Origin of the sequence: Pelagicoccus sp. SDUM812002 (assembly GCF_031127835.1) — a bacterium.
In the GTDB taxonomy this organism is placed as follows: Bacteria; Verrucomicrobiota; Verrucomicrobiia; order Opitutales; family Opitutaceae; genus Pelagicoccus.
The window spans coordinates 16,867-40,410 of sequence record NZ_JARXHX010000018.1; the positions used below are offsets into that span (position 1 = coordinate 16,867).

At 54.1% G+C, this 23,544-nt stretch carries 14 protein-coding genes; 7 read left to right on the plus strand and 7 right to left on the minus strand.

Translation table 11 applies throughout. The features are described 5' to 3' along the window. Positions 1 to 10: 10 nt before the first annotated feature. The 3 genes from QEH53_RS19375 to QEH53_RS19385 form a co-directional block, all read right to left on the minus strand. The gene (locus QEH53_RS19375) at positions 11 to 931 is read right to left on the minus strand and encodes a mechanosensitive ion channel domain-containing protein (RefSeq protein ID WP_309024875.1); all 921 of its coding nucleotides are present in this window, start codon (positions 929 to 931) and stop codon (positions 11 to 13) included. Positions 932 to 1,288: 357 nt separating this feature from the next. Beyond that, positions 1,289 to 2,047: an SDR family oxidoreductase gene (locus tag QEH53_RS19380; RefSeq protein ID WP_309024876.1), complete on the minus strand. Its 759-nt coding sequence runs from the start codon at positions 2,045 to 2,047 to the stop codon at positions 1,289 to 1,291. 230 nt (positions 2,048 to 2,277) lie between these two features. Further along, on the minus strand, positions 2,278 to 3,441 hold the full coding sequence (locus tag QEH53_RS19385) for a phosphoribosylaminoimidazolecarboxamide formyltransferase (RefSeq protein WP_345785744.1): 1,164 nt from the start codon (positions 3,439 to 3,441) through the stop codon (positions 2,278 to 2,280). 164 nt (positions 3,442 to 3,605) lie between these two features. On the opposite strand from QEH53_RS19385, the gene QEH53_RS19390 reads away from it, so the two are divergent. From QEH53_RS19390 to QEH53_RS19415, 6 genes are all read left to right on the plus strand, one after another. After that, positions 3,606 to 4,448: a DUF1080 domain-containing protein gene (locus tag QEH53_RS19390; RefSeq protein WP_309024878.1), complete on the plus strand. Its 843-nt coding sequence runs from the start codon at positions 3,606 to 3,608 to the stop codon at positions 4,446 to 4,448. Between the two features lie 98 nt (positions 4,449 to 4,546). Then, complete coding sequence (gene recC, locus QEH53_RS19395) at positions 4,547 to 7,864, plus strand: exodeoxyribonuclease V subunit gamma (RefSeq protein WP_309024879.1); 3,318 nt, start codon at positions 4,547 to 4,549, stop codon at positions 7,862 to 7,864. Next, positions 7,864 to 11,352 (plus strand): UvrD-helicase domain-containing protein, encoded by a 3,489-nt coding sequence (locus QEH53_RS19400; RefSeq protein WP_309024880.1) that lies wholly within the window; start codon positions 7,864 to 7,866, stop codon positions 11,350 to 11,352. Before recC ends, QEH53_RS19400 begins: the two co-directional genes overlap by 1 nt. After that, on the plus strand, positions 11,349 to 13,067 hold the full coding sequence (gene recD, locus QEH53_RS19405) for an exodeoxyribonuclease V subunit alpha (protein WP_309024881.1): 1,719 nt from the start codon (positions 11,349 to 11,351) through the stop codon (positions 13,065 to 13,067). Before QEH53_RS19400 ends, recD begins: the two co-directional genes overlap by 4 nt. Positions 13,068 to 13,218: 151 nt before the next feature. After that, positions 13,219 to 14,493, plus strand: coding sequence for a Gfo/Idh/MocA family oxidoreductase (locus QEH53_RS19410; protein WP_309024882.1), 1,275 nt, complete (start codon positions 13,219 to 13,221; stop codon positions 14,491 to 14,493). A gap of 35 nt (positions 14,494 to 14,528) precedes the next feature. Beyond that, the gene (locus QEH53_RS19415) at positions 14,529 to 16,205 is read left to right on the plus strand and encodes a HEAT repeat domain-containing protein (protein ID WP_309024883.1); all 1,677 of its coding nucleotides are present in this window, start codon (positions 14,529 to 14,531) and stop codon (positions 16,203 to 16,205) included. Between the two features lie 120 nt (positions 16,206 to 16,325). Here QEH53_RS19415 and recJ read toward each other — a convergent pair whose 3' ends face one another. From recJ to yajC, 3 genes are all read right to left on the minus strand, one after another. Further along, the gene (recJ, locus tag QEH53_RS19420) at positions 16,326 to 18,041 is read right to left on the minus strand and encodes a single-stranded-DNA-specific exonuclease RecJ (protein WP_309024884.1); all 1,716 of its coding nucleotides are present in this window, start codon (positions 18,039 to 18,041) and stop codon (positions 16,326 to 16,328) included. 3 nt (positions 18,042 to 18,044) lie between these two features. Beyond that, entirely contained in the window at positions 18,045 to 20,633 is a 2,589-nt protein-coding gene (gene secD, locus QEH53_RS19425) for a protein translocase subunit SecD (RefSeq protein ID WP_309024885.1), read from the minus strand. A gap of 98 nt (positions 20,634 to 20,731) precedes the next feature. Continuing rightward, entirely contained in the window at positions 20,732 to 21,040 is a 309-nt protein-coding gene (yajC, locus tag QEH53_RS19430) for a preprotein translocase subunit YajC (RefSeq protein WP_309024886.1), read from the minus strand. A 107-nt stretch (positions 21,041 to 21,147) separates the two neighbouring features. On the opposite strand from yajC, the gene speA reads away from it, so the two are divergent. Beyond that, positions 21,148 to 23,118: a biosynthetic arginine decarboxylase gene (speA, locus tag QEH53_RS19435; protein WP_309024887.1), complete on the plus strand. Its 1,971-nt coding sequence runs from the start codon at positions 21,148 to 21,150 to the stop codon at positions 23,116 to 23,118. Here the strand turns inward: speA and QEH53_RS19440 are convergent. Further along, the gene (locus QEH53_RS19440) at positions 23,115 to 23,537 is read right to left on the minus strand and encodes a response regulator (protein ID WP_309024888.1); all 423 of its coding nucleotides are present in this window, start codon (positions 23,535 to 23,537) and stop codon (positions 23,115 to 23,117) included. The genes speA and QEH53_RS19440 overlap by 4 nt on opposite strands. Between the last annotated feature and the right edge of the window lie 7 nt (positions 23,538 to 23,544).

Consider the following 23,544-nt stretch of genomic DNA (forward strand, 5'->3'; position numbering starts at 1 on the left):
CGTTCGCTGCTTAGCCGGCGGCCTCTGAACCTTCCTTGAAGAAGTGCACGTCTCTCTGCGGGAATGGTATGGAGCAACCTCCCGCTTCGAGCGCTTCCTTGCCGGCTTTGGTCAGGTCCAGCTTCGCAGGCCACCAGTCGGAAGCCATACAGTAGACGCGGAACATGATGTTGACTGAGGAATCGCCGAGGCTGTCTACCTTGATAAATGGAGCGGGGTCCTTGAGCACGCGTTCGTCTGATGCCGCGAGCTCTTCTAGGATCTGTATGGCTCTGTTGATATCATCACCGTAGGCGATGCCGAATGTGATATCGAAGCGGCGTTGAGAGTCTACCGTATCGGAAAAATTGACGATGATACTGCCCCAAATCTTGGAATTAGGAATCATCACCCTCGGACAATCTGGTTGGTGGGCCTTCGTGACGAAAAGCCCTATTTCGTCAACGAGGTATACGTCCCCTCCTCCGATTTTAACTGCGTTTCCGGCACGGAATGGCTTCAAAAAGAGGATCATCACCCCGGCAGCGATGTTACTCAGGGTGCCTTGCAAGGCTAAGCCGATGGCAAGGCCAGCCGTACCGAGCACGGCGATCAAGCTGGCAGTTTCGACACCAAATTTTCCGAGTACGATTATGACCACTACGACCATCAAGGCTGCGTACAACACCTGCTTGGCGATCGATGCGAGCGAGGGTTCCTCGGGGTGCTTCTTCAGGATCAAACCGGAAATTCTCTTAGAGATGAATTTCGCTAGAATGTTGCCGACAATCAGTATGACGATCGCGCCGAGGACACTCATGCCATATCGGGTCGCGAATGAGACGAGGCTTTCGATAAACTGCTCGGTAGCTTGATTCGCTTCGTTGACCGTGTTTGTCGCAGATTCGTCTGCAGTTGCTTGGGCGATTGGTAAGATGAGATGACTTATCATATTATCAGTTGTTCAGTGCTAGTAGGATTGGCGTGACCAGAAGCTCGCGCTGGCACATGAACGGCCCCACCTGCTGATTCCATGCCCGATCTGATTTCAAACCCGAGCTTCCCCCTAACCAACCGAACTTAGTGTCGTTCTCCTTGAGAACTGGTAGCAAAAGTTTGCAAATTTCACCAACGAGCGACTCTAGGCATTGCTATTTGCAATACCGCATTTCAATTAGCTCCCTCGCTCAGGCGAATAACAGGAGCCTACCAGAAGATTCTGTCTGGATCCGCAAGTCCAACCCTACAAAAGGCGTTCCCACGAAATACGAACGCCTTTTGCACTTTAGGAGAATGAAATCTGAATAACCTAGCGGCCCATCCAGCCTCCGTCGACGAGCACTGTGGAACCATGCATGTAGTTGGCTGCGTCTGAACAAAGGAAAACGATCGGTCCCTTGAAGTCATCAGGGCTCCCCCAGCGGCCAGCTGGAATACGGGCGAGGATCTGCTCACTGCGAACGGGGTCGTTGCGCAGGGCTTCGGTGTTATCGGTACTGATGTAGCCAGGAGCGATGGCGTTGACGTTGACCCCCTTGCTGGCCCATTCGTTGGCGAATGCCATGGTGAGCTGCCCAACCCCGCCTTTACTCGCCGCGTAACCAGGAACGGTGACTCCCCCTTGATACGTCAGTAGTGATGCCGTGAATACGATTTTTCCAGCGCCACGTTCGACCATGCGTTTACCGACCTCGCGGGTGAGCACGAACTGGGCGTTGAGGTTGATTTCGATAACTTTGTCCCAGTACTCGTCGCTGTGCTCGACGGCGGGCGCTCGCAAGATGGTGCCGGCGTTGTTTACGAGAATGTCGATTTGCGGAAAGTCGGCGTTCACTTGAGCGATGAATGCATGCAAGGCTTCTCGATCGCCAAAGTCGCAGCTGTAAGCCTTAAATGCGCGGCCAAGGGCCTGGACTTCTTTTTCGACGTCGCTGCCTGCGGTGAGCGAGGCGCTAACACCGATGATGTCGGCACCCGCTTCCGCGAGTCCGATTGCCATGGCCTTGCCGATGCCGCGTTTGCAGCCAGTTACGAGAGCGACTTTTCCAGTGAGATCAAATTGTTTCATGGGAATGGATTTGGAGGTGTGAATAGAAAACCCTACACGTATGTGATTTCGAGTGCATGACTCTGTCGGAAAAACGTTCGTCATTGCAAGGGGGAATCGAGCCCAGCCGTAGGGCGGAGCTTCGGCTGTGAACGAAGTCTCTAAAACTGAACAGGCCGCCTCGCGATGACGAGCCGGCCTGAATGCTTAAATAGACTTACGATGGAGTCGCTGCTTTCCGCTGCCCGTTTCTAGTGCAAGAAGCTGCGTATGCCGGTGGCGGTGAGCGTCATATCGTACTCGTTGGCAGCCTCGATGATGAGGTCGCTGCGTAGCGAGCCACCCGTTTCTACGATGTGCTGCACGTTTGAGCGACTTGCACGGTCGATGTTGTCACGGAACGGGATAAATGCGTCGGAGCCGAGGCAGATGTCGTCGTACTGCTTGATCCACTCGGCGCGTTCTTTGCGGGAGATGGGCTCGGGGCGCGTATTGAAATTTTGGAGCATGTTGGCCTCTTCGTTTTCGCTGAGGCTGTCCCAAAGCAGGAACTGGTCGATGAGGTTCGTTTTCTCGACCTTCTTCAGTCCGTCTTTGAAGTCGAGGCCACGCACCTTGGGGTGGCGTTGCAGGAACCATTTGTCGGCCTTGTCGCAAGCGAGACGGGTACAGTGGATACGTGACTGTTGCCCTGCTCCCATGCCGACGATCTGGCCGTCGTAGGCGATGCTGATGGAATTGGACTGGGTGTACTTGAGTGAAATCGCGGCGACGAGCAACGTGTCGAGAGCTTCCTTGGAAATGTTCTTGTTTGCCGAGAGCACGTTCTTGAAATCGTCCTTGGTGAAGAGCCGGCTGTTGCTGTCTTGGGCTACGGTCACTCCGAAGATCTCACGCTTTTCGATACCGGTGGGCATGAAGTCGTAGTCGATCTCCAGCATACAGAAGCCGCCCTTTTTCTTTTGCTTGAGGATTTCCAGCGCTTCCGGCTCGTAGCCCGGCGCGATGATGAGGTCGCTGACCTCGGTCTTGAGGAATTGGGCAAGGCTTACGTCGACCACGTCGCTGACTGCGAGCACGTCGCCGAATGAGCACAATCGGTCGCCGCCGCGAGCTCGAACGTAGGCGCTAGCCACGGGCGAGAAATCGGTGGTCTTGAGAAATTGGGATTCTTTGAAGGCATCGTCGATCGGCTTGGCGATCGCCGCTCCCGCTGGACTGACGTGCTTGTAAGATGCCGCAGAGGCTTTGCCTGTCGCTTCCTTGAGCTCGCGTACCAACTGCCAAGAGGTCAAGGCGTCGAGCATGTTGATGTAGCCAGGGGCGCCATTTACGATCTTGATCGGGGAAGGCTCTGGAAACTCCAGAAATGCTTCTTGCTGGTGAGGGTTTGTTCCGTAGCGGAGAGAGATCATTCCCCTGTCTATGCGTGCCGTTTCTCCAAATGCAACATCAGGAAAACGCCCTTCCTGATTTATCGTTACATCGTTAGAGCGCATTGAGCGTTGCAATCTTTTCACCGCGCGGGTTTTTCTTTCCGCCGATATCCCCCCATCGCCCCATCGCCCCCGCTCTTAAAATGAATATCTCCCCACTCAGACAACTCGTATCAATCCTACTCGGACTTTCCGCCTCATCGCTTATCGCTGGAGGTTTGCCTCCTCTGGATTGGGATGAGTTGAGCCAGACCAACCCGTGGCAATACACGGAAATCTACCGCGAAGTACCGGTGGTCACGCCAGGTGAGCAAGGCAGTGCCCCCTCGGACGCGGTTGTGCTCTTCGACGGTACGGATCTTTCGGCCTGGCAGAAGACGCCCTTCGGAGAGGGAGTGGCGGTTGACCGGACTGAATACTACTTGAAGCAGTACGAAGAAGGCAGCGGCTGGGCACCTGCGGCTTGGAAGGTCGAGGGCGGCGCCATCGTAGCTGGACAAAAGCAAGGTGCTATCGCCAGTAGGCGAGCCTTCGGCGACATGCAATTGCACTTGGAATGGAAGGTGCCTGTGCTCGATGGAAAAGACGGGCAGGAGTACGGAAACAGCGGCGTTTTCCTCATGGGCATGTACGAAGTCCAGGTGCTCAATTCCTACCAGAACGAAACCTATTCAAACGGCCAAGCCGCCTCGATCTACAAGCAACACGAACCGCTGGTCAACGCTTCGAGAGCTCCCGGCGAGTGGCAGAGCTACGACATGATTTTCACCGCCCCTCGCTTTTCCGAAAAAGGCACACTGGTTAGCCCGGCGCTCTTGACCTTGCTGCACAATGGCGTGCTGGTTCAGCATAACGCCGTCTTGCAAGGTCCGACCGCTTTTATTGGCGAGCCCTACTACTTTCCCCATCCGCCCAAGCTTCCCATCGTCCTTCAAGATCACGACAATCCCGTGCGCTACCGCAATATCTGGGTGCGGGAATTGTAGGTCGACGATCTGCGCCTTTCTAGGTTTACCGTCCTTCTCATTTTGCCGCCTTTCACGGTTGCATGGACCGCTCTCCAAGTATCTGATCCGCAACTTAAATGGCGGAAAAGCAGCTCTATCTCCATACTTCGAACCGAGTTGAAAAACTGGCGGGTCGATTGGTGGACGTCTCTCAAGAGCTGCCCCTGGCGAACACGCTCTCGCAGGAAACCGTGATGACGCTCAACCCGGGGATTGCCCGATGGCTGCAGTTCGAAATCGCCAAGCAGACTGGCGTCGCTTTCGGCTGGGAATTCCCGCTACCGGGCAAGCTTTTTTCCCGCGTCTTAAAAGGTTTCGAGCCCAGCTTCGAAGCGACGGGGGCCTTCCCCGAAGACACGGCCCGTTGGCGCTTGCTCGATCTGCTAGGCGATTTGGAGGACCATCCACGTTTCGCTCAAGTGCGTAGCTACTGCCAGCAAGCGGAAGGGACGCGACGTTTAGGATTCGCCAGTCGGCTCGCTAAACTCTACGACGAGTATCTCGTTTACCGGCCCGACACCATAACGAAATGGGAGGACGATCCCAGCGAAACCTTTTTCGACTGGCAAGCAGAGCTTTGGCGAAGGCTCGTCCGGAAACTGTATCCAAAAACCAAAACGCCACGGCATATCGCTCGTCTATGGCAAGACCTCGCTCGTGGACAAATATTGGAGTTGGGGTTGCAGCCGCAGTATTGGCCGGAGCGATTGTTCGTATTCGGCGTATCGTCACTCGCCCCGCTATACCTTGACCTGCTCGACCAGCTCGCTCGGTACCGACCGGTTCACGTCTTTCTCCTGCAGCCATCCGACCAATATTGGTCCGACCTCAAGAGCAGCAAGCAGATCCAAAAGATCACGCAAAAGGCCGCCCGCAAAGCAGGAGTTCGCATCACAAAGCCAGAAGATTGGCTCTACGAAACAGGCAATCCCTTGCTGCCCTCATTAGGTAAGCAGAGCCAAATGTTTCTCGACCTCCTGATTGACAAGGATCCGCAACAAGACGACAGCCAATTTGTAGAGCCCGACGCAGAACGAAGCCAACTGAGCTGCTTACAGTCCGATCTCTTTTCCATCGAAGATCGAGATATCGCGAAAGGAGCGCCGGCCTTTCCTCCCTACGACGCCTCCATCCAGCTGCACTCCTGCTCCAGTCGGCGGCGGGAGGTGGAGACCGTTTGGGATCTCATTGTAGAAAGACTCGATAGCGAGCCTACGCTCAAAGCCAGCGATATCCTTGTCATGGCTCCGGACGTACAAGCCTACCGCTCTCACATCGAATCGGTTTTCAAAGCGAAAAGGGGAACGCGCTTGGAAATTCCGTTTTCCATTGCCGACAGTTCCGCTGGCTCCCGCCCGGGAGTGCTCAGTGGTGTTTTCGCCATTCTGAATTCGGTTTCAACACGAGCCAGCTCGTCCGAAATAATGGCCCTATTGGAAACGCCATTGCTGCGAGAAGTTTTCAAATTTTCAGATCGCGATCTGGAGAGTATCGATTTCTGGATACGGAATCTAGGAATAACTTGGGGCTGGGACTCCGAGCATCGTAAGCAACACGAAAGCTTCGCCACGGACCGGAATACCTGGCGCGAACTGCGTATCCGCTTGCTTTCGGGAGCCCTCTTTTCAGGCGAAGCCCTCACGCCCCAAGGCATGTTGTCCTACGGCGAAGTGGAGAGCGATCTTTCCGAGACGGCGGGTCGGCTCTTGGAGTGTCTAGAGCTCATTCGTGGACTGCGTCAAAGCTTCCACGAGACGCACTCCGTGGCCACCTGGCAAGAACGCCTCCTTAATCTGCTGGGTGCACTACGGTGCGACCGCGACGAATGGGAACGCGATTTCCAGAAGGCTAACGATCTCATCCGCGAAACTTTGCCTTTGCTCAACGACTCCTTCGCTACTGGGGCAGAGACCTACAAAGCGCTGGCAGGAAAGTTCGAGTCGAGCGCTTCTGGTGGCGGCTATCTGAGTGGCGGCGTAACCTTCTGCTCCCTCAAACCGATGCGTGCCATTCCTACAGATACGGTTTGCCTGATGGGCATGAATCGCAGCGATTTCCCGCGCAGCAGCAAACGCTCTAGCTTTGATTTAATGGCTAACGAATCACGTATCGGGGATCGCAATACACGGGACGAAGATCGCCAATTTTTCTTGGAAACCTTGCTTTCGGTTCGAAGCCGCCTAGCCATCACCTACCAGGGCATTGCTACGAACAGCGATACGCATAGCGAACCTTCATCGGTCGTAGAAGAGCTACTGAGCTATTTGGAGAATGCGATGGAACCAACGGAGTTTAACTACATTTCCCGCAAGCAGAAACGTCAATCCTTTGACCTTAGCTACTTCGAAGGCGAACATAAAACCTACGATCCAGTCCGCGCGGAGCTCAGGAACCGCTTTTTCTCGAATGCTGACAAGCAGCAGAATATCGAGGCCGATGAGGTGCGGGTGGATGTCGCGAACAATGAGGAGAATCAGATAGACCTCGATGAGCTTGTTCGCTTCTTCGCTGATCCTTCGAAAGCGTTCGCCACAACCGTAGCTAAGCTAAAAATCGCGACTAGCGAAGAAGCGCTCCCAGAAAGCGACCCGCTCTTTTCGAACGGCTTGGATCGCTACCAACTGCAAGACGCATTTGCCGACATCATTTCAAGTGGTGGATCCTTGGATACGATCAGTTTTCGCAGCGTCGCCCAATCCAAGTTTTTGCCTGCGGGTTACCTCGAGCAACCAGCATTTCAAGCGGAGCGGGAAAAAGCTCAGCGACTTGTGGATGTGATTGGCCGGTTGCAGACTGAAACAGTCTATCTCGAGGGCGAATTCGGCACTTTAACGCTTTGCGGAGAATCGTCCACGCGTACGAGTCTTTGCGATCAGCTGATCATCGAAGCAGGAGAACTGAAAGCGAAACGTGTCCTTTCAGCCTGGATACGACATCTATTCGCTTCCGCATTCAACCCTTCGTTCAGCGGTCAAACGCAGGTTTTAACTCTCCATTCATCGGGTAAACACTTGCAATTCGGACCTGTCGAAGCGGCGAAGGAAAAGTTAGCGAACTTCATCAAACTCTATCAGAGCGGGTTGAACGAACCGTTGCCCTTCTTTCCCGTTCTCTCGGAGGTGGCTCACAAGGCATGGCAAAAAGAGGCCGTCGACGACGACGAAATCCGTATCGAAGCCGTATTGGAAAAAACAAGACGCGAACTGCGGAAGAGCCGCGCAGATAGCTTCCAACGCAATAGAGACCTAGAGTGGTCCGACTACGACCGAATTTGTTTTGGCGACGACTATCTGCCCGATCGCAACTTCCTCGATTATTCGTTGCAGATTTGGGGCCCGTGTCTTGAGGCTAAAAAGAGCTTGAAGCTGGAAGGCTTGAAAGGAGCGGAAGCCTGATGGAGCTGCACAAGGGAACCACTCTGATCGAAGCCAGCGCGGGAACGGGCAAAACCTACACGCTCTGCAGGATCGCTCTGCGACTAACACTGGAACACGGCATTACACTCGACCGCATCTTAGCGGTTACCTTCACTGAAGCAGCCACGGAGGAGCTAGCCTCCCGTATCCAAAAACTGTATCAGTCCGCACTTCGCGATCTAGAACTAGGAGTAACGGAGGAACCTCTCATACAGGGGTATTTGGAGGAAGAAAATTTTGACCGCGACGCGGCGCTCAATGCGCTACGCTATAGTCTGGAGGTTTTTGACGAAGCGCCTATCTCCACCATCCACAGCTTCTGCAAGCGTTCACTCGATTTGGTAGCCTTGGAGACTCAAACTCCTTTCGACGCAGAATTAAGCCAAGTCGAAGACGTACTCATCGGACAACTACAGTCAGAATATATTCGTCAAAATATTCTCGAGTCATCCAAAGCCCTTAGCTTAGCGATCGGTTTCCAGAAAAACTTTGAAAAACGACTCAGCGACATTGGCAAACAAAGCGCTACGCACCCCGAAGCAAAGCTTCGCCCTACTCCACTCCCACTCGATCTAGACACTCTGGAACGACGCTTCGCAGAGATGCCGGACGCCATTCAGGATCTCCTTTCGCGTAAAGCGGACTTCCTGCCTCACTTAAGAAAATCGAGTCGCAACGCGAAACAGTTGGGCGGGATTTCTCCCGACTTGATCGCTTGCGCCCAACGGGGCTTTTTACTGGCGCAGGATTTGACTTGGTTGGGAGACTTTAAATCAGAAGATTGGAGCAAAGCCATGAACAAGAGCGGTCGAGACCTGCCACACCCGCCCCTGATTTCGCTCGTGGATGTCGTTCTAGGGCAGATCGAATCTGCTTTTATGTCGCTGATCTATAACTACAAGTCATGGCTTTCCGAACGGCTCGAAAAGGCTAAGCAGCAAGCCAATATAATCAGCTTCAACGATCTGCTCTATCATTTGAACCGTTCGCTAAGTAGCGAGAACGGCGAACGCGTGAAGGACTTTCTCGCGTCCAAATACGACGCCGCTTTGATCGACGAGTTTCAGGACACGGATCGCGTGCAGCTAGATATTGCTCGAACCTTGTTTGGAGGTGGCGAGCATTACTTGTTTTATATTGGCGATCCGAAGCAGGCCATCTATCGATTTCGCGGAGCGGATATTTACGCATATTTCCAAGCCGTTGAGGCGGGAAAAATTCGGCGTGAGGTATTGGATAAAAACTATCGATCTGCACCCCGTCTGGTCGCCGCGGTCAATGCCTTGTTCAAGAGCTCAGCAGCCGGTTTCGTCGATGATCGAATCAAATTCGAAGAGGTGCTTTCTGGAACTGATCCTGGCGACTTCCCTGTATGCCCAAGCCCCTTGACTTTGCGCCAGCTCACGATTTCAGAATTTGAAAAGCCCTCAGGAAGCGGCTGGTACCGTGATGTTCTCGCAGAGCGGGCTGCCAACGATTTCGTTGCTCGAATCAATTCAGACGCGAACTTCGACCCGGCGGGGGTCGCCTTTTTGGTCAACAGCAAGACGGAAGCGAATACTTTGAGCCGAGCATTGACCAAGCGTGGGATATCTGCGGCGATTCGAGCGGACCGAAGCATCTTTCAAACGCAGGAAGCCTCCGATATCAAACAGCTGCTGACTTCCCTCGCCTCGCCTACGCGTTCCAGCCTTAAGCGGGGCGCTTACGCAGCTCTGGATCATTCGCTCACCGCGAAGGCGATGCAGGGAAAAGCCTTCGATGATAAAGCGGCTCCAATCTTTGAATACCTAAGCGAGTGGTCGAAAGAGTGGTTCGCCCGAAACTTCGACGTGGCGCTGCAAGGCTTGCTGCAACTGCTAGATTCGGGTAACAGCAACGCCCTAGATTCGGAGCGTCGCCATGCGAATATCAGCCAATTGTCAGAACTCTTGTCGGAGGCCCGGGATGCGGAAGACCTTAGTCCGCGCGGCTTGCTGAATTGGCTCCTCCGAAAGGTAGACGCGAATGTTTCTCAAAACGACGAGTGGCAAACGCGAATCAGCTCCGACGAGGGCAAGCCACAAATTATCACTGTACACAAGAGCAAGGGTCTACAGTTCCCTATCGTGTTTTTGCCCTTCCTTGGATTGCGACGGGTGCGCAAAGATGAACTTTCGGCAACCTATCACGGGTCCGATGACGAGATGATCATCGATTACAGTCCTGAAGATGGCTCGCCTGCAAAGGAGCACTCACTACGGGAGGCTTTGGCCGAGGATGTCAGATTGCTTTATGTGGCGCTGACCCGAGCTGAGCGGGAAAATATAGTCTACCTTTGCCCCGAAGAGATGCAGCGAGCCGCCTGTTCGAGCTTTGCTCAGTTCCTGCTGGACGATGGTTTAGCAACATCATCCGCCGCGGTCAGCGACGCCCTCGAGCGTTTACAGTCGGACTCGGACAGTTGCATCTCTTTTGAACGACTCGCCCTGGATGCGGGCGATTTCGTAAAGCTCGAACGTGACCTCGGCAATAAGGTATTCCCATCCGTATCCGCACTTCCCTTACAGAATCGCAATAGAATGCCGTTACCCGATCGCGTTCTGAGTTTCTCGTCCTTGAACAGGAGTTTGCATAACGAAGATTCGGAGAACGAGATCGACAAAATCGAAGCGGAGTCTGACTTGAGCGACGAGACATTGCAAGGTATTGAGCCTGAAATTGAGCAAGAGCCAGAGGGGATAAGCATCTTTACGCTACCAAAGGGGACCCATGCGGGAGATCTTTTACACCTCATCCTCGAACGCTTTGATTTCAGCCGTCCCGAAACGCTTGCCGCTACCACCCAGTTTGCGTTCGACTCGCTGCAGTTCGAACCCCGCGATTTCGAGCCCATCGTGGCAGCCCAAATTGGGGCGATAGCCAAGACGCCCCTGCGGAGCCGCTTCGGCGAATTCACACTTGAAGAGGTTCCAGCCTCCTTGCGTATTCCAGAGCTCGAATTCGCGTATCCAGTAACTGGAGATGTAAAGGAAGGGATTCTCAACGCATTGTCTTCATGCGATCTCGGCGCCATTCCAAACACTTGGCTAGCGGGTCTTGTAAAAGGAGAAATGGGTTTACCTGCCTCCATGCTTCGCGGATTCATCGACTTGGTTTTGGAGATGGACGGTCGCCTTTATATCTTTGACTGGAAGAGCAACTATCTGGGTCCGAGACCTGTTGATTACGATCAAGCAGCGATTCAAGAATCAATGGCAGACCACAATTACTACCTGCAGTATCTGCTTTATTGCGTGGCTCTCAAGCGATTCGCAGAATGGCGCTTTCCCGGGCAATCCTTCTCCGAACGGTTTGGCGGCGTGTTCTATATTTACGCTCGCGGAATCAGCCCCGGAAAAGAGACCGGAATCTTTTATGATCTTCCTTCTATGGAGTTGCTCGAATCTTTGGATATAGCCTTATCGCCAGAAGGGAGCCTCGTATGATCAAAGAACGCGGCGAGTTCTCCATGCTCAACGAAGTGCCGTTCACCTCGAGCGATCGTATGCTAGTGCGTCACTTGCGGGAGGACTGGGCAGAGAACAACTATTGGGTACTATTGGCAGCGGCATTCTGCAACCTATCCGTTCGCGAGGGCCACACTTATTTCGACCTGCAGGCTCCGCAGCTTAGTTCGGTTTCGGTTCCTCGCTCCTGGCCGGACTTAGCACGCTGGCAGGAGTTGCTAGCGGCAAGTCGCATCGTTGGCGACGAGAGCACGAGCGATGACCGTCCGCTCATACTCAGCGGGTCGTCCTGCCTGTATTTAGAAAAGTACTACCGCTACGAGCGTCGATTGGCGGAGCAAATCCGAAACCGGGCAAGGGGAAGAGCTTCCACCCCCGTAATTAAAGATCCGGTGGAACGGGCGGCTCAGCGGTCTTTCTTCGTCATTACAGGCGGACCCGGTACTGGTAAGACCACCTTGGCTCTACGCTATTTAGATCGTCTGCTAAACGTGTGGACCGAACAACGTCCCGCCCGCTTCGCGGCGATCGCTCCGACGGGCAAGGCCGCGGCGCGTCTCGCTGAGTCGATTAGTAATGGAGTGCAACGCTTGGAGGTGAACGAAAAGCGAAAGGAAGAGCTCAAGAGCATTCCCTGTCTCACGATCCACCGCTTGATGGGAACCCTGCCCCATCGAGCTTCGTTCCGAAGAAGCCCGCGTCACCCTCTCGCCTATGACGCCCTGGTGGTCGACGAGAGCTCGATGATCGACCTTCCGCTCATGATGCGATTGTTCGAGGCCCTCCCCCCCCGCTGCCAGGTGCTTCTGCTGGGCGATAAGGACCAACTGGCTAGCGTGGACGTGGGGTCTGTGCTGAGCGATATCTTGCTAGCCGCGGAGTCTGGCGAATCGATTCTGAGCGATTCAGTCGAGCGCTTGATCAAGACCTATCGTTTTTCTGAAGACAGCGGTATCTATCAGCTCTGCACCCTAGCCAAGGAAGGTGATCTCGATGCCTTCAACCGCTTTCTGGAAGCACCTCCAGACGATGTCCGCTTCCATCGGCTCGAGTCAGGAGCAAAGCGAATACCCAATGAGCTTGTGCAGCTAGGCCTTGCTCAACACCGGCGTTTGTCCAAGTCCAAGAACGCTCGATTGGCCTTGGGAGAACTCGGGAAGTCAATGATGCTCACGCCGACTCGAAACGGCCCATTTGGCACGATCGAGTACAACCGGCGGGTCCGTCAGCAGGTACTATCGCAACTCGATCTCGTCGGAGGCGATGATCTTCCCTTCCATGGAGAGCCCATCATCGTATTAGAGAACGACTACGAACTGGAGCTCTTCAACGGGGATATCGGCCTAATATGGGAGGATGGGGACGGCCTGTTCGCTTGTTTTGAAAGCGCCACAAGTGGCGTGCGGAAATTTAGAGCTACGGAACTTCCGCGGTATGAGTCGGCATTCGCGTTGACCATCCATAAGAGCCAGGGCTCAGAGTTCGATTGCGTGAACTGCCTGTTCGGTCCCGATGCCGGGCTGAATCTAACGCGCGAGTTGATCTACACCGCTTTTAGCCGAGCCAAGAAGGAGCTTGTGGTCTTTGGCGTTGCCGAGTCGATGCGCTTGGGAATTACGCAACAGGCCGTCCGGGCGACCCGCCTCGCGGAGTTGCTCAGCGAGAAAGAAGACTTTAGGAACCAACAATCTTAGTTATGCCGCTAATTGCTGCTTCAACTCCTTCTAATTGTAGTGCATCAACATCACCTTAACGATGGAATTATGTAAGGTTCTATGTTTGATAAACCGACCTAGCCTTGGTCGAGCGAAGACTAGGATTTAACGTTTAACTTTTCCCCTCGAAATGACGAAAACCCCAAATCGAAGAACTTTCCTGAAGAGTGGCGCGATAGCGATGGCATCGACCTTCGCTGCTCCGATGATCCTGAAAGCGGCCACTCTCGGTCGTGGCCAGCCTGGGCCCAACAGCCGTATCAACATAGGCCTTATCGGCAATGGATTGATCATGGGTGGGCACCGCGACTATTTTCGCGCTCGCGAGCACACGGTCGTGGCCGCGGTCTGCGACTTGTACACGGATCGCATGGAGTCGGCGCTGGCGGACTGCCGCAAAGAGAACAACGCCTGCGAAGGCTACAAGGATTTCGAGGAGATATTGGCTCGGACCGATATTGACGCAGTCGTGATCGGTACCCCTGACCACTGGCACGCTGCGATTGCGATCGCTGCCATGAAAGGTGGCAAGGACGTGTACGTCGAAAAGCCGATGACCCTGACTATCGAAGAAGGCAAAGCGATGGTCGCCGCCGAAAAGCGTTATGGCCGTATTCTGCAAGTCGGGTCCCAACAACGTTCCGAAAACGCTTTCCGCAAAGCGGCGGAAATCGTACGCAACGGTTGGATCGGAAAGGTCAAGCAAGTGCATTGCAACCTAGGCTCATTCGCTCAACCCTCTGAATACCCAGCAGAGCCGGTTCCAGAAGGATTCGACTATGAAAAGTGGCTCGGCCCAACGCCTTGGGAGCCTTACAACATGAATCGAGTCGAGAGCAACTATGGCGGGGGATGGAGAAACTTTTGGGAATACGGCTCTCGTAAAAACGGCGACTGGGGAGCTCACCACTACGATATCACGCAGTGGGCATTGAACCGTGACGACTCAGGTCCCGTTTTGTTTGTTCCTAAGAGCGAAGATCAGCCGTATCAATACTATGAGTACGACGACGGAGTTCGCGTGATACGCGATTGGGGTGACCTGAAAGGCCATATGATTCGATTTGTAGGCGAAGAAGGCGAAGTCATGGTCAGCCGCGACAATCGTCTCGACACCCTTCCCGTTTCACTCGCGGGCAAGCCTCTTGGCCCCAAGGACACTAGGCTCTACAAGAGCACAGATCACCGAGCCAATTGGATCGAGGGCATCTACACCCGCAAGCCAACCATCTGCCCTGCCTCCGTGGGACACAGAACAGCGACCATCTGCCAATTGGCAGGAATCGCGGAGCGATTGGGTCGGACCATAGAATGGGATCCAGTCACCGAACAGATACAGAACGATCCAAGGGCTGCTCTATGGCAGGACCGTCCGAGACGCGCAGGCTATGAGCTGCCCGTTTGACTGTAACGATATCTGGATACGGAGAACTGAATAAAATGACTTTCCTCAAAAAAATTACAGCACGCACTCTCATCGCCGCCCTCTCGCTGGCGATCTTGCCAGTCCTCACAGGACAAATTTCGGATGCGGATTTCGAATCCATCTTCAGCCGACTCAATGGCGACGACTACGATGCCCGTTACGCAGCACGCATGGATTTACAAGATCATGTGTCCGCGGCTTCAGCTCCTGGGAACGAGGAGCAGCAACCAATCGTTGAGCAGCAGCTGTTAGATAGACTCTCCTCGGAGCCCTTACTCACCACGAAGCTTTGGCTCCTACGGCAATTGGGTTCGATAGGATCGGAAGTTTCCTTGCCGGCTCTCAAGGTCCTGCTGGATTCAAAGGACGTGGAGTTGGCCGAAGGAGCTCAGCAGGCGATCGATCGCATCGTTCCAACCGTTTCACCGAAACCGGGTTTCTTCGCAGACTTAGGCGTCGATGAACTTGAAGACATAGCTCGCAACTCAGCCAATCGGTCTGAACGCTTCATGGCGTTTTCGCTTCTTGCGAACAAGAAAGCTAAAATAGCCGCCGCCGTGATGGCCGAAGCCGGCCCGTCTGCACCGGATTTTATTCGCGCTGCTATGCTTGGATCGAATTCGAACCTCCGTAAGCAAGCGCTATCGCAGCTAGCTAACTCGGACGTCTCGCACCAGATAGCGGTGATCGCCGCGCTTGATCCCAAGGCCCCCTCGTCCGTCGAAAAGACACTGCTCGAATTGCTTGCCACCGACAACGAAACCTTAGAGCTGCAAACGATAGAGGCCTTGGGCCGGATCGGATCTGTGCGAAGTTTAGATGCCTTGCTCGAGCGTATCGAGTCGCGATCCCGCGACGTCAGAGACGCAGCTGTTGATGCTTTAGCAAGTATAGCGGATCAGAAGATCGATTCGAACCTACGCAAACAGCTAGCTGACGGAGAGAAGGAGGAACGCGTAATGGCCTTGAAGGCACTCAGCCTGCGGGCCAGCCCCGGAGTCAACGAACTCGTTAACACCTACGCCGCGGATGAAAGCGTCGACCACGAACTGCGCGAGGAAGCGATCGCGAATATGGAACTAGTAGGCGACGTCGACAGTTTTCCGATTTTGATCGATATCGTCGTCAATGGTGAGGCGTCCGGTCTCCGGAGGGACGCCCAGAAGTCGCTAAAGCGCATGTCTCTCCGCTTGGCCGATCCTGATGCAGCATGGAATGCTTTCGCAGCTGGGTTTGAAGCCAGTAAAGGAGATTTGGATACCCAACTCGCTTTGATGCTGGTAAGCGATTCAGCTCCCAGCAAAGACGCTATCGATTATCTGGAATCAGCTTGGGCGACGAACGAACCCCGTATCCAAAAAATGGTTCTCCGTGTTTTACCGACCTGGCGCAACTGGGATGCCGGCTTTGCGTTGCTTGAGTTAGCCAAGGCGGCTGACGGAGATTCCGAACTCGAGTCTCAATGCTACAAGGGAGTTGGAAAACTCATCCTGGGAAGCGATGCCACCTTCCCCTTGGAATCCAAATTCAAGCTCGCCGGAGCAGCTTTGGAGCAAGCGCAAACACCCGCTGACCGGCAGTCCGTGATCGAAGGATTTCGGTATTCGACATGGAGAGAGCGAGTGCACGTGACCTACAATGAAGTCGATCCAGAATTGAAAGAAGCAGTGCTGGCTTACGCCAAAAACTAGCGAACGGATCAATTTTACCAGGCGTCCTCGATTGACGGGGGACGCCTTTTATTTTGCAAGGGCGCAGTCCGTATCCTAAATTCTGCCGCACTGTCCAAGCGCAAGTCGGTCCTCTCGGTACTAGCTTTCTCGCCAATCGACCAGCTCGAGCTGCAGCGCTTTCTTGTTACCAAAGGTATTCCAGACGAGGCGGAAGGCTATGTCGATGGGTGTTCTAGCGGGAGGGATACGATCGGCCATCTTCCACGCAACTCCAGAGATGACTTGCTGATGTTTCGTGGTGAGCGTAAAGCGGAAGTGAAAATCCTTGAAGACAGTTAGCTTCGACCCAAACAGGATGCGCCGCGCCGCGAAAATTGGCTCAGGATTCGCCTGGCCGAACGGCTCCAACAAGGACAAGTCCTTCATCAACTTTGTATTGATATCTTCGAGACGCAGCCAAGATGCGATCTGCAGCTTCTTTTCGACCTGATGAGTCGCAAGGTATTCAGCAAGTGCCTTGTCGAAAAAAGCTGCGAACTCGGGAACGCGTTCCTTCTTCAGCGAAATGCCCACTGCCATGGGATGCCCTCCCCAGCTTTCCAATCTGTCGGAAAAAGGTGCAAGGACCTCGACCAGATTTACGCCCTCGATACTGCGGCCAGACCCTTTAGCTAAATCCCCTTCTCGGCCGAGAACGATTGCTGGACGGTTAAAAGCTTTGGATACGCGACTGGCAACGATACCGACGACACCAGGGTGCCAGTCATCTCCGTAGACGACGAAGCCGCTCCCCTCTGCCCGATCGGACTTGATTTGCTGCAATGCGCTCTCCGTCATGGACCGCTCGATTTCCTGTCGCTCGCGATTGAATGAATCGAGCTGGAGGGAGGTCTCCATGCAGAAGGCAGGATCGTCGCTCAGGATAAGCTCTACCGCTACCGATGCGTCGGCCAAGCGCCCGCTCGCGTTGATCCTTGGTCCGAGGCGGAAAGATACGTCAATCGGGTTGACGCCATGACGCGCTGCGACGCCGGATACCTTCATGAGGTTCTTGAGGCCAATGCGTTCGGTCTTGGCAAGGACCTGCAAGCCGATACGCGCGAAAGTGCGGTTCTCTTTGTTGAGAGGTACCATGTCAGCAACCGTCCCCATTGATACGAGATCGAGATAGCTGCGGAGTTTTACCTCGAATGCTCGCTTATCGTCGAGTCCACGGCGGTGCTTCAAGATTCCATGAGCGAGCTTAAAAACGAGACCGACGGTACATAGCTGGCAATGGTTCTCGCTATCGCGGTCGTTGACATGCGGATTAACAAGGGTGACTTCGCCCGGAAGATCCTCTTTCGCCTGATGGTGGTCTACGATGATCACCTCGCACCCCGCGTCGAGAATGCTCTGAACGGCCTCTACGGAGTTCGTTCCGCAGTCTAAGGCAATGAATAAGTCAGGCTGGTTCGCCTTGTTCAATGCCCGCTCCACTGCTTTTTCAGAGAGGCCGTAGCCCTCCTCTAAACGGAGCGGCACGATGTAGGCGGGATAGTTCTCGAACTCCTGCAGGATCGCAACCATGAGGGCGGTGCTGGTGACTCCATCCACGTCGTAGTCGCCGCAGATGACTATACGTTGTCGATTGTCGATCGCCTGGGAAATACGCTTTGCCGCCTTCTCAAGGTTCGGGATCTCAAACGGACAATCGATGGCCCCCAGACGCGGGTCGAGAAAGTGACGGGCTTCCTCGACATCGGAAAAATCGAGCCGAGCAAGCAGTTCGGCTACGGTCGGACCGACCTTAAGTGACGAAGTATACTCCTTAGATAGATCGCTCGCGGGTGGACTGTATTCCCAGATAGCCAAGGACTAGTCGTCTTTTGACGTGCCGCTAGAGGCAACCTTAGTGCTAACCTGCCAATCGTATTCCGGCACGATGTCGTGGCTCGATTCGACGCTGCGACGGTCACCCTTGTGGTAGAAGTAGAACACGGGGCTCGCGATGAAGATCGAAGAAAAGGTACCGGTGATGATACCGATGGTGAAGGTGAAGGCTATATCGTTGATGACGCCCTTACCGAAAACCATGAGCGATACCGAAGCGAGCAAGGTCGTGATACTAGTGAGCACGGAACGTGTGATGACAGCGTTCATTGCGATGTTGATCACTTCGCGCAGCTTACTGGTCGGTCGCAATGTAAGTTCCTCACGGATACGGTCGAAAACAACGATGGTATCGTTCAGAGAGTAACCGACGATAAGAAGGATCGCAGCGACCATCGGAGCCGTGAACTGGTGCCCCGGGACGAGGACGAAAACGCCAATCGTCAATAGGATGTCGTGGATAGTCGCTACCACAGCGCCAATACCGTAGCCAATCTCGAATCGGAAGGCGATGTACAGCAGGATGAGGCCGAGAGCGAGAGCGATAGAAAGCAAAGCGTTCTTTTGGATTTCGGCGCCCACGGAAGGACCAATCTCGTTCTTTCCTAGCATTTCGTAGCCCGCTTCTGGAAACGCCTTGATCAGTGCCTCGACGGCTGGCACGCCTTTTTCGAATCCAGTCTGGATACGGAGCAGCTCGTCTCCCCCACCCAGTTGAGCTTGGTAGAGTGGATTGACTTCGCCAATGTCTGCAGCAGCAAGCGCGTCGCGGATCTGCGCCTCGTCGAGACGTTCAGTAAAACTCATGATCACTTCGTCTCCTCCCGTAAAGTCGATACCCCATATGTTGTCCCACTTCGTCGCGAGGACGATAACTCCGACAGCAACCAAACACCAAGAAGCGAGGAAAGCTGGTTTGCGGAACTTCATGAAGTCGATGTTAGAAGCATTGAAAAGCGAAAGTGTCTTGAACTTCTTGAGGGCACCGGAAGTGAAGAGCAGCTCGAGCATCAGTCGTGTCACGACCAAGGCGCAGAACATCGTAGTGATCACACCGATGGCAAGGGTCAGACCGAAGCCCTTAACCGGACCGGTCCCCAGTCCGAGCATTACGAAGGATACCAGCAAGGTGGTGACATTCGCGTCGAAGATGGTGGAGAACACCTTGTCGAAACCGCCCTCGACCGCAGATTTGAGAGACTTGCCCGCTCGAAGCTCCTCGCGGATACGCTCGAAAATAAGGATGTTGGCATCCACAGCCATACCGACGGTGAGAACTATACCAGCGATACCCGGAAGCGTGAGGGTGGCATTGTAGCTGGCGAGCACGCCGAGCACGATTACGACATTGAAGATAACCGAGATTAGGGCAACGACGCCTCCAATCATGAAATACGCGATCATGAAGGCAGACACGGCAGTGACACCGATTATGGAAGCCTTGACGCCGGAGTCGATGGAGTCCTTCGCCATGGAAGGACCGACCTCGTACATTTCCACAACTTCGAGCGGCAACTCGAGCGGATTGTTGAGCGTGTTTGCGAGGTTGATAGCCTCGCGTTGGGTGTAGTTGCCCGTGATCTGGGCGCTGCCACCTGCGATGCGTTCACCTACGCGAGGTGCAGATTGAAGTTGACCGTCAAGCACGATAGCGAGCAGGCCAACTTCGCCCGATCGGGTTTGGATGCCGCGCTCGGTAATAGCTCCGAGGCGTTCGGTAACGTCAGCAAAAAGCTCAGCTCCTTCGTCGTTGAACTGCAGGATAACTTCGAGGCCGCCCACTTGATTAGTTCGCGGAAAAGCGTCGGAAACGTATTTGCCGGTTAGAGCTGGAAGGCGCTTCACGTAGTAGCGACGGACGATTTCTTGGTCGCCGTTGTCGTCGACTTCTTCCATTTCGATGTAGCCGGTCGGGCGAGGGTCGGTGCGAGGATCGGCATTGGGATGCACTTCGCGGAACTCTAGGCGAGCGGGAGCTTTGATGGTCTCGATGATGTCCGGATTGTCCTTCGTATTGACACCTGCGATCTGCACTTCGATGCGGTTCTCACCCACAGGGCGAACGATAGGCTCGCTGACGCCGTAAGTGTTGACACGGCGCTCGATGATGTTGATGGCATCGGCCAGTTTTTCGTTACGCTGGGCAGCGGGAACTTCGGCCAAAGCTACTGGATCGACCTCGAACGTGACAGAGATGCCACCTTGGATATCGAGGCCCTTCTTGAGGTTTGCCTTCGAGTCTTCGAGAAGTTCCGGCAACAAGATATTATTGCGTTTCTCGACGTTGCGTAGGCTCGATTCGAGCTCTAGGCCTTCGAAATATTGGCTGATGTCTATGCGTTCCTCGTTCGCGATGGACTTGAGGGCCATATACACGCTGAGCGCACGATCGGAGCCTTGGCTCTCCTCGGAAACAGTTTTAGCACGCTCCACGAGAGCTGCGAACTCAGGATCGCCGGAACGCTCGGTGACGTGCTCGGCAAAGTCCTGGTCGGACATGGGGACTAGGTAAGAAAGGCAAAACGCGACGATTACCGCAGTGAGTGCCAGCTTCCAAAAATACTTTCCGGACATCGGGATACTTGAGGGTTAGAACTATCTAATAATAATACAGATGCCACGCCGGTCGGGGCGTGGCTCGTGTTTTGAAACTACTGGGAAGGCTTTTCGCTCTATTCGGCTGCGGTGACAACCGACGCGACGGCAGCCTTGGAGACTTCGATCTTCGTATTCTCAGCAACCTTGAGGATGAAGCGGTCGTCCTTGACGTTGGTAATCGTTCCATAGATGCCACCGCTGGTCACGACCTCTGCTCCGCTCTTGAGCTCAGTAATCATCTTCTGGTGCTGCTTCTGCTTTTTGCGTTGCGGAGCGATGATCAGAAAGTACATCGCAGCAAAGATGACAATGAATGGGAGGAAGCTCATGATGCCTCCTTGTGGAGCGGCTTCTTGGGCCAAAACGATTGTAGAAAGATCCATTACAGATGTGGGAATTTAAACGCTAAAAGGGTTCTTGAAATTGAAAGGCGCGTACTCAAGCTAGCGGCTTTTCAAAAAGCAAGCCCAACCTGAACGCTATACCACCCTTGAGCAACAGCCCGAAATCGCGATGGACGACCTCTGAAGCAGAGCGTCTTTATGGCTTTAACCGATGGGGTACGCCCTACTTTTCCGTGGATAAGGAAGGCTTTGTCTGCGCCCACCCGGGGGCAGACGAACGATCGGTAAGGATCGACGACGTCATCAAGGAAGCCGCCACTAAGGGAATAAAAGCCCCCATGGTTATCCGTTTCCAGGACTTGCTACGCAACCGCGTGCAACGCCTCAATAAAGCGTTCGCCGACTCGATCGCAGAGGAAAATTATGCAGGTCGCTACCGCGGCGTCTTCCCGATCAAGGTCAACCAGTTGCGCGAGGTGATCGAAGAGATTCGAGATGCCGGAGAGCCGCACGGCTACGGATTGGAGGCCGGCAGTAAGCCTGAGCTCATGATTGCGATGGCGATGCACTTGGAATCGACCGGGCTTCTGATTTGCAATGGCTACAAGGACGAGGACTACATCCGGCTCGCCTTGAACTACCGAAAAATCGGCAAGGAGATCATCATCGTCGCGGAGCAACTCAGCGAGGTAGAGCTCATCATCAAGGTTTCCAAAGAACTGAGCGTGGAGCCCCTCGTCGGCCTGCGAGCGAAGCTGGGGACCCGCGGCGAAGGTAAGTGGGCGACATCGACCGGAGACAACGCTAAGTTTGGCCTTACCTCGATGGAAATGCTAGAAGCCGCACGAATGCTGGAGAAGGCCGAGCTGAAAGAAAGCCTGCGGCTGCTGCATTTCCACATCGGCTCTCAGGTGCCAAACATCATCACTCTCAAAAACGCAGTGGTCGAAGCGACTCGCTACTATTGCCAGCTCAAGAAAATGGGCTTCCCCATGGGCAGCTTGGACGTGGGAGGCGGACTCGGTATCGACTACGACGGCTCCCGCTCGAACTACGAAAGCTCCACCAATTACACGCTCGAAGAATACGCCCGCGACGTGGTGTACAACGTGAAACAGATTTGCGTGAAAATGAAGGTGCCCTGCCCTGATCTTACGACCGAAAGCGGAAGAGCAATCGTGGCGCCGCATAGTATCCTGATCACGGAAGTCTTTGGCCGTATTTCCAAGCGCGAGTCCCTCCTCAAGGTACTAAAGGACGATATCAAGGACCAAGTCGTGGCCGACCTCCACGAGATGCTCAACGGCCGCACGAAGTACGGCGCTCTCGAAATTTATCACGACGCGCTCCAGAAAAAGGAAGAAGCGGACTCGCTCTTTTCGCACGGTTACCTCGACCTCGTGGGCCGGGCGCAGGCGGAATCGCTCTTCTGGCAAATTTGCGATCGCCTAGAGAGAAAAGTGTATTCTACTCGCGGATACCAGCCAGAGGAATTGATCGGGCTCTCAGAGCTTCTGTCTGACCAGTACGTCTGTAATTTCTCGGTATTCCAATCCCTCCTCGACCACTGGGCTCTGGACCAACTCTTCCCGATCACACCCATCGCGCGCTTGAACGAGCGCCCGAGCGTAAACGCAATCCTCGTCGACATCACTTGTGACAGCGATGGCAAGGTTTCCAAGTTTATCGATTTAGAAGACGAAAAGCAGTACTTGCCCCTACACCCGCTCAAGAAGGGGGACCCCTACTATTTAGGCATCTTTCTGGTCGGCGCCTACCAAGACATAATGGGCGACAACCACAATCTCTTCGGTCGTGTCAACGAAGTGCACGTCTTCTTGGACGAGGACGAGGATGATGGATTCTACATCGAAGATACGATCAAGGGTTTCCGCATGAAGGATGTTTTGGAAGGCGTTCAGTATTCGGCCGAAGGGCTCTGCCAGAATCTCAAACGGCAGATCGACAAGGCGACAAAGGAAGACATCGTCCGCCCTCGCGACGGCGTTCGCTTCATGGAGCTTTACGAGCAACAGCTTCAGACTAAGACCTATCTGAACATCGGTCAGAAGAAAAAGAAGCGGCGAGCGCCTGCCCGAAAAAAGGCTGAGGGTTAGCTCTCCTTTTGGGGAGCTGATCTAGACTCCAGAGCGGCAACGAGATCATTGAACACCCCGACTGTTAGGGGCTTCCTCAGATACTGCCGGACGAGTGGAATAGCATTCGCCCGCTTCCGATCCTCGCTATGCATCGAAGTCGTAAGCATCACGATGCGGTCATTCCGGTTTTGGCTAGCGCAGGTTTGTTCGTAACGTTCCAGAAAAGCGAACCCGTCTAAATACGGCATATTAATATCCAATAATATGATACGAAACCCGCGCGACGGGTTCTTCGCCAGGAAGCTCAGAGCGGATACGGGATTACTGAACGGCAGCGGTTCAAGCTTAAGCTCGGACTTTTTCACAACCAATTTGTTAGTAAAGAGGTCGTCAGGATTATCATCGACCAGAATGACGGATTTGACGATCTGGTTCATTACATAA